Genomic DNA, 6,241 nt, shown 5'->3' on the forward strand with positions numbered 1-6,241 from the left:
CCAACTGCGTTTTTACATATACAATAGAAGAATCGACAAGTACACGATAAGGAGTCTATATGAAATACGATGTCATCATTATTGGCGGCGGACCCTCCGGTCTGATGGCCGCTGTTGCTGCAAGCGCGCACGGAGCCAGAGCATTGCTCGTTGATAAAGGAGACAAGCTCGGACGCAAGCTTGGCATCTCCGGCGGCGGCAGGTGCAACGTGACAAACGCAAAGGAGATTGATGAGCTCATCACGCATATTCCCGGTAACGGGAGGTTCCTCTACAGCGCCTTCTCTCATTATAATAACCGGGATATTATCCGCTTCTTCGAGAATTTGGGCATCGCTTTGAAGGAAGAGGACCGCGGCCGGATGTTCCCCGTTTCCGATAAGGCAAAGACCGTGGTGGATGCGCTTGTCGGGAAAGTGCGCAGCCAAGGCGTAGAGATTCTTGTTAACCGCGCAGTGGCCAAGGTGCTGTACGAGGAAGGCAGGACGGCGGGCATACAGCTGAAGGACGGGCAAAAAATCGAGAGCAGCGCTGTCATCGTGGCAACCGGCGGCAAATCCGTGCCGCATACCGGCTCCACCGGTGACGGTTACCCGTGGGCGGAGATGGCCGGCCATACGATTACCGAGCTGTTTCCGACCGAAGTGCCGCTCTTATCCAGAGATGCCTTTATCCAGAGCAAAGAGCTTCAAGGCATCTCCTTGCGTGATATCGTAGCGACCGTCTGGAATCCCAAAGGCAAGAAAGTGATCCAGCATGACGGCGATCTCATCTTTACGCACTTCGGCCTATCTGGGCCGGTCGCGCTTCGCTGCAGCCAATTCGTTGTGAAAACACTGAAGAAGTTCGAAGTCAGTACAGTTAAACTGACCATCGATCTCTTCCCGCAGAAGTCGGTGGAAGAATTAGTTGAAGAATCCTTAAATCTCGCTAGAAGCGAGCCTAAAAAGGCCATTAAAAATGTGCTCAAGGGTTTGCTGCCCGAGCGGATGATCCCGATCATTCTGAAAAAGTCCGGGTTAACCGGCGAAACCACCTATGACAACATTCCCAGGCAGCCGTGGTCCGACATGGCCGCTTTATTAAAGGGCTTTCCGGTCAACATATCCGGCACGCTCTCCATCGAAGAAGCTTTCGTCACCGGCGGCGGCGTCCATCTGAAGGAAATTGATCCGAAAACGATGCAGTCCAAATTGATGGAAGGACTGTTCTTCTGCGGCGAAATTTTGGATATTCACGGATATACCGGGGGATACAACATTACCGCTGCATTTACGACCGGTTATACGGCAGGCAAAAGCGCCGCTGAATCGGTACAGAGCGCGGGGACAAACTGAATTATGAGTATACACGATTCATTCAATCCCTCTGAATGCTGTTAAATGATCTGCACAAAAACACCCTCCCACATGAGTTGGAAGGGTGTTTTGCCCGTTTGAATTAGGCAGCCATTGCCCGGCAAGCTTCAGCACAGGAGAAGCAAGCTTCAGCACAGCGCTGGCAATGCTCGTGATCATGCTTTTTGCATTCATTGCCGCATGCCTCACAGATCTCTGCGCAAATTCTGCACAGCTCTTTAACATACGACGCGTTAATCGTCATCGCATGAGCGGCAAACGCGCAAATATCCGCGCATTCCCGGTCTAACCGGATGCATTCCTTCATGTCATGATCTTCATTGAGGCATGCATCATAACAGCGATTGCAGGCCTGCATACACCGGATACACTCCTCAATACAAGCTTGGAATTGTTCATGGTTCATGTTCATGGGAATAGCCTCCTTGTTATATGGGTTTCGTTATTACTTAACCTGACACAGGTTCGCTCACACAATCGTTTCATGTCCATATGGTTACAATTAATGTCCAGCGTGACCGCCGGCGTTACTGCCGCTTTCACTATCTTCACTGTCCTCGTTGCTTTGGCTGCCTTCACTGCTGCTGTCATTGCCGCTAGTATCGCCGCCGTGGCCGCCATGGCCTTCACCGGATGCAGACACAATCTCTAACATCGCGTCGATCTCGCCTTGGGCGGCCATAGTCAATGCATTGGCGTCACCCGTTAACCAAGAGTGGTTATAGGGACCCTCTGTCGGAGACTCCTCATACTTAGGCTGTACGGACATTACATAGTCCATTACACTGTCCGGCATGCTGTCCTTATCCGTCCAGAGCAGCGGCGTATGTTTTCCTAAATGAGAGAAAGGTGCAGCACCAAGCGCAAGCTCTGGCGAATCCATGCTTACGAAGGAGAAAGCGTGTCCTGGCGTCGTAATGCCCCAGCCAAAACCAGTTGCAGGGTCTTTATATCGGGAGAAAGCGATCGCGTTCTTATACGGATCATCCCCGGCGATTCGCACCACGGTACCATACTCGCCCAGCTGCTCCTCCACGGCTGCGGAGATCACAGCTTCCGGTCCGAGAAGGTAAATGTTCGCATTGCCGCCACGGGCATTCAATGCATCGATCGTACCCTGCGGGATCTCATTCTCCGTTACGTAGAGCAGAGGCTCCGGCATGTGTGCAACCCAGTTAATGGCCGGCATCGTGTACTCCATGCTGTCCATGGAACCTACGATGACCGATTGCGAAATCTCGCCAGTAACCTCGGAATAATAAGCATCAACCTCTTTTGCTAGAGCAGCGGGATTGTCAGCCGTTATCTTGTCCGTTTTAAATCCCATTTCGATTGCTTGTTCTTCAACAGCCTGATCCAAATCGCCGACCAGCATCACTTGAATGCCATCGTTCATCTCCACGCCTTTAGGCCGAAGACGGGTTAACTCATTACGCGTTACATCCGGTATGCCGTCTTTGTCCACAAACAGGATCGGACCGTCGTTCGGGTGATGGATAAGATTCGCGCTGACCACTACGGTCTGCCAATCTTCAGCATTGGCAAGAATCACACCACCGGGGCGGTTCATATCGCTGGTTGCCATCCATAACATTTGCGACACCAGTACCGCTGCTTGGGCGGGATCGCTTGAGTTCACACGCGTTGTGTTTTTGGAGGCGATCCACGGCAGGTTTCCCGTAACAGCAGGCTGTGACTGTATATTGCCAGACTGCTCACCATTAGACTCGGACTGCGTATTTCCCGCTGGCTGTCCCATATGATTAGCATGGTTGTTGCCTCCATCGAAGCAGCCCGCCAATACAAGCGCCGTCACAAGCGACAACACGCCTACTTTGACCATTCTCTTCATACCTTGTCCCCCTTATTCATTTATCATTTCACCGTTATCGGCAATTTGCTTCCACGTAGTCCCATTATCCGGTGTCAGATAAATATTCTTATTTGCAGTAGCAACAGTGATCTCCGATGGATTGACAGGATTGATGGCCATGTAATAGATTGCATCTTCGCTGTCCAGCGGAATATCAATCTCGATGATCTGCCCGGACTCTACATAGAGTTCAACTAAAGGAGCGTCCGCTTCCTCCGTGCCGATCAGCAGATCCCCGTCATCCGAGATGGCCAGGGCGGTTACCGACTCATCCATCGACACTTTCGTAAAAGACTGTCCGTAATCATTCGACAAATAGGCGCCCGTAGTTGTCCCAAGCGCAATGATTGACCCATCCGTCGGATGCACGGCAAACGCCGTAATCGGATCCGTTACGCCTTCCATATTGCTTCTGGTCCATGTCTTCGTTTCATCCAAGCTATAATACAATCCGCCCTCCTCCATAATGGAATTGGGACCCGGATTCAGCACATAGATCGTATGGTCACGGAAGCTCGCCGCCAGCCCATGGAAGTCCACCTCCCCTTCAAGGGAAAGAATTTCCAGCGATACGCCCTCATCGGTGCTTTTTACGATGCCAAGCGGATCTTTGTAATCTGAGCCAGGTGCAGGGTGGCCGCTGCTGTAGAAGCCTTTATCAATAGGCGCAAAGCCCATGTAGTCATGCTTTTCACCAGGTACTTCATTCCACGCGCCGCCCTCGTAAACACTCAGTCCATGATGGACGGGTACAAATAAACGCTCCCCATCGCCTGAATAACCTAGTCCATGCACATGCATAAACACAGATGAATTCGAGGTGTGACCTGCATGCTCTTTGGCCGAATTGCTGGAACAAGCTGCTGTGATGATAGAAACAGATAATAAGAGTGTCAGAATCAAACCTTGTCGTTTCAGAAAGATTCCCCTTTCAAATTCAGAATTGCCGACGATTCTATACTAAGTGTAACCACGATTTTTGAAGAACTTATGAAGATGAGCCGATTGAAGCGATTATTTCGGAAGCTCGACACAAAATATGGCGCCCTGCCCGCTCTCCGCCCATATTTTCCCGCCGTGGGCTTTGACCAGTTTATCCACGATCGCAAGCCCTAAGCCGCTGCCGCCGGTTTTGCGGTTTCGAGATTTTTCGCCGCGGTAGAACCGGTTAAATATATGAGGAAGATCCTCCGGGGCAATGCCCACGCCGGTATCTTTTATAGTGAGAAGGACCGTATCTTCCTCATTCCTTGCCTCAATGTGAACCTCTCCTTGTTCAGGCGTATATTTAAGCGCATTGGTTAGCAGATTGACCAAAACCTGAATCAGCCGGTCCGGATCCGCTTGCAGGCTGATACCCTGCGGGATATGGTTGTGAAGCGTTATTTTTTTCTCCATGAACGATGCCGCTACCAGCTCGACTCCCTTGGCTGCAATCGCACCCAGCCTGACCTCTTGTTTGACGAGCCGGAATCCCGGTGATTCCATCGCGTTCAGCTCCTCGAGCTCGCCGACCAGAAGGGTCAGCCGTTCGATTTCCTCGTAACAAGAATGAATGCGCTCTGGCGTAGGCTCCCAGATTCCGTCCTCGAAGGCCCTCATATGGCTTTTCAGCGTTGTCAGCGGGGTACGCAGCTCATGCGCAATGTCCTCAGTCATCGTCACTCTTAGCTTTTCTTGCCGGTCCAGCTGCTTGGCTAACTCATTCAATGATTGGCCCAGCATCGCCAGCTCATCATTGCCTGATACGTTCACTGTGACATTTAACCGCCCTGCAGCCATTTGCTCAGCGACCTTCTTCATCTCCACCAATGGAGAAGAAATCCGTCTGGCAGCGTAATATCCCATAATCATCGCCAGCACGATCGATCCGAGCGCCGACCATAATACCGATTGAACAAGCGCCATTTCGAAATGCCTGCTAAGAGAGGGATAGCTGTGCAACATCTCCCCCAGCTGATTCTGGTACATGACAAAATGATAATGCGTGCTCAAGATCACACTGACCGTTGAAATGAGAATGATCACAGTCGCGATTCCAATGATAATGGCAGCAAGTCGGATATGCAGCTTCTTATTCATTGCGCCCTCCCATGAATCGATAGCCTGAACCATAGACTGTGATAATATAGACCGGCTGCTTCGGATCAGGCTCGATTTTTTGCCGTAAGTTTTTTACATGCTGATCGATGGTCCGAATATCGCCGATAAAGTCGTATCCCATTACTTTGTCGACAAGCTCCTCGCGTGTAAAATGACGCTGCGGGTACTTGGCCAGCGCGATCAGCAGTTTAAACTCATTCGGCGTTAATAAGGCAAGATCTCCTCCGCAAAACACCGTATGACGAAGAGAATCGATGACCAGATGCCCGTTGTTGAATGAAATCCGGTCAGCCAGCAATTGATCACGGTCCGTCCTGCGCAGGATGGCGCGCACTCTTGCCACCACCTCTCTTGGATCAAAAGGCTTGGTCAGATAGTCGTCGGCTCCGATGGACAAGCCTTGAATCCGATTGGCATTCGTTATTTTGGCCGTGAGCATCAGGATCGGCACGGAGCTTGTCCTGCGAATGGCCTGGCATACCTCTTCGCCGCTCATATCCGGAAGCATGAGGTCAAGAATGACCAGATCGATCGTATGATCATACACCATCTCAACCGCCTGCCGGCCGGCTTCCGCTTCTAATGTCTTAAAGCCTTCTTTGGCGAGATAGGATTGGATGACATCCCTTATTTTTTCTTCATCGTCAACGATAAGTATCGTTTTCATATACCCCTCCGTACTTGTCGTCTTTTCGTATTTAGCTTACTAGTCAAAAATGTAGAACTTATGTAGATTAGTTGGATTTAGAGCTAATAGCCAGTGCAGAGCAAAGCTTGTTAATCGTTAATGCCGCTTGCTTATAGTATAGCGCTCTCAAAATAGGAAAAGCCAACCTTGTGCAAGGTGAGGCCACTGAATAACTTCCGATTTTTGAAGTATGAAAAAGCGATTGAACAAAAAAGACGA

6 protein-coding genes are annotated in these 6,241 nt (G+C 50.5%); 1 reads left to right on the forward strand and 5 read right to left on the reverse strand.

Annotation, left to right across the window (positions count from 1 at the left end; genetic code table 11):
• The first annotated feature begins 59 nt into the window (after positions 1–59).
• On the forward strand, positions 60–1,337 hold the full coding sequence (locus IEW11_RS23025) for a BaiN/RdsA family NAD(P)/FAD-dependent oxidoreductase (RefSeq protein ID WP_188533435.1): 1,278 nt from the start codon (positions 60–62) through the stop codon (positions 1,335–1,337).
• Between the two features lie 103 nt (positions 1,338–1,440).
• Here the strand turns inward: IEW11_RS23025 and IEW11_RS23030 are convergent, their stop codons facing one another.
• The 5 genes from IEW11_RS23030 to IEW11_RS23050 all read right to left on the reverse strand — a co-directional run bounded on the left by IEW11_RS23030 (position 1,441) and on the right by IEW11_RS23050 (position 6,001).
• Positions 1,441–1,764 (reverse strand): four-helix bundle copper-binding protein, encoded by a 324-nt coding sequence (locus IEW11_RS23030; RefSeq protein WP_188533447.1) that lies wholly within the window; start codon positions 1,762–1,764, stop codon positions 1,441–1,443.
• Positions 1,765–1,860: 96 nt separating this feature from the next.
• Entirely contained in the window at positions 1,861–3,210 is a 1,350-nt protein-coding gene (locus tag IEW11_RS23035) for a cell wall-binding repeat-containing protein (protein WP_188533436.1), read from the reverse strand.
• 12 nt (positions 3,211–3,222) lie between these two features.
• Positions 3,223–4,134, reverse strand: coding sequence for a F510_1955 family glycosylhydrolase (locus IEW11_RS23040; protein ID WP_188533437.1), 912 nt, complete (start codon positions 4,132–4,134; stop codon positions 3,223–3,225).
• Between the two features lie 111 nt (positions 4,135–4,245).
• Entirely contained in the window at positions 4,246–5,313 is a 1,068-nt protein-coding gene (locus tag IEW11_RS23045) for a sensor histidine kinase (RefSeq protein WP_188533438.1), read from the reverse strand.
• Positions 5,306–6,001, reverse strand: coding sequence for a response regulator (locus IEW11_RS23050; protein WP_188533439.1), 696 nt, complete (start codon positions 5,999–6,001; stop codon positions 5,306–5,308). The genes IEW11_RS23045 and IEW11_RS23050 overlap by 8 nt, the downstream gene beginning before the upstream one ends.
• Positions 6,002–6,241: the final 240 nt, after the last annotated feature.

The organism is Paenibacillus abyssi (assembly GCF_014640295.1).
GTDB classification, from domain to species: Bacteria; Bacillota; Bacilli; order Paenibacillales; family Paenibacillaceae; genus Paenibacillus_D; species Paenibacillus_D abyssi.

Coding starts and splice junctions, on each gene's coding strand:
- IEW11_RS23045 (WP_188533438.1), bottom strand. CDS start 5,313: ATGAATAAGAAGCTGCATATCCGACTTGCTGCCATTATCATTGGAATC.
- IEW11_RS23025 (WP_188533435.1), top strand. CDS start 60: ATGAAATACGATGTCATCATTATTGGCGGCGGACCCTCCGGTCTGATG.
- IEW11_RS23050 (WP_188533439.1), bottom strand. CDS start 6,001: ATGAAAACGATACTTATCGTTGACGATGAAGAAAAAATAAGGGATGTC.
- IEW11_RS23030 (WP_188533447.1), bottom strand. CDS start 1,764: ATGAACCATGAACAATTCCAAGCTTGTATTGAGGAGTGTATCCGGTGT.
- IEW11_RS23035 (WP_188533436.1), bottom strand. CDS start 3,210: ATGAAGAGAATGGTCAAAGTAGGCGTGTTGTCGCTTGTGACGGCGCTT.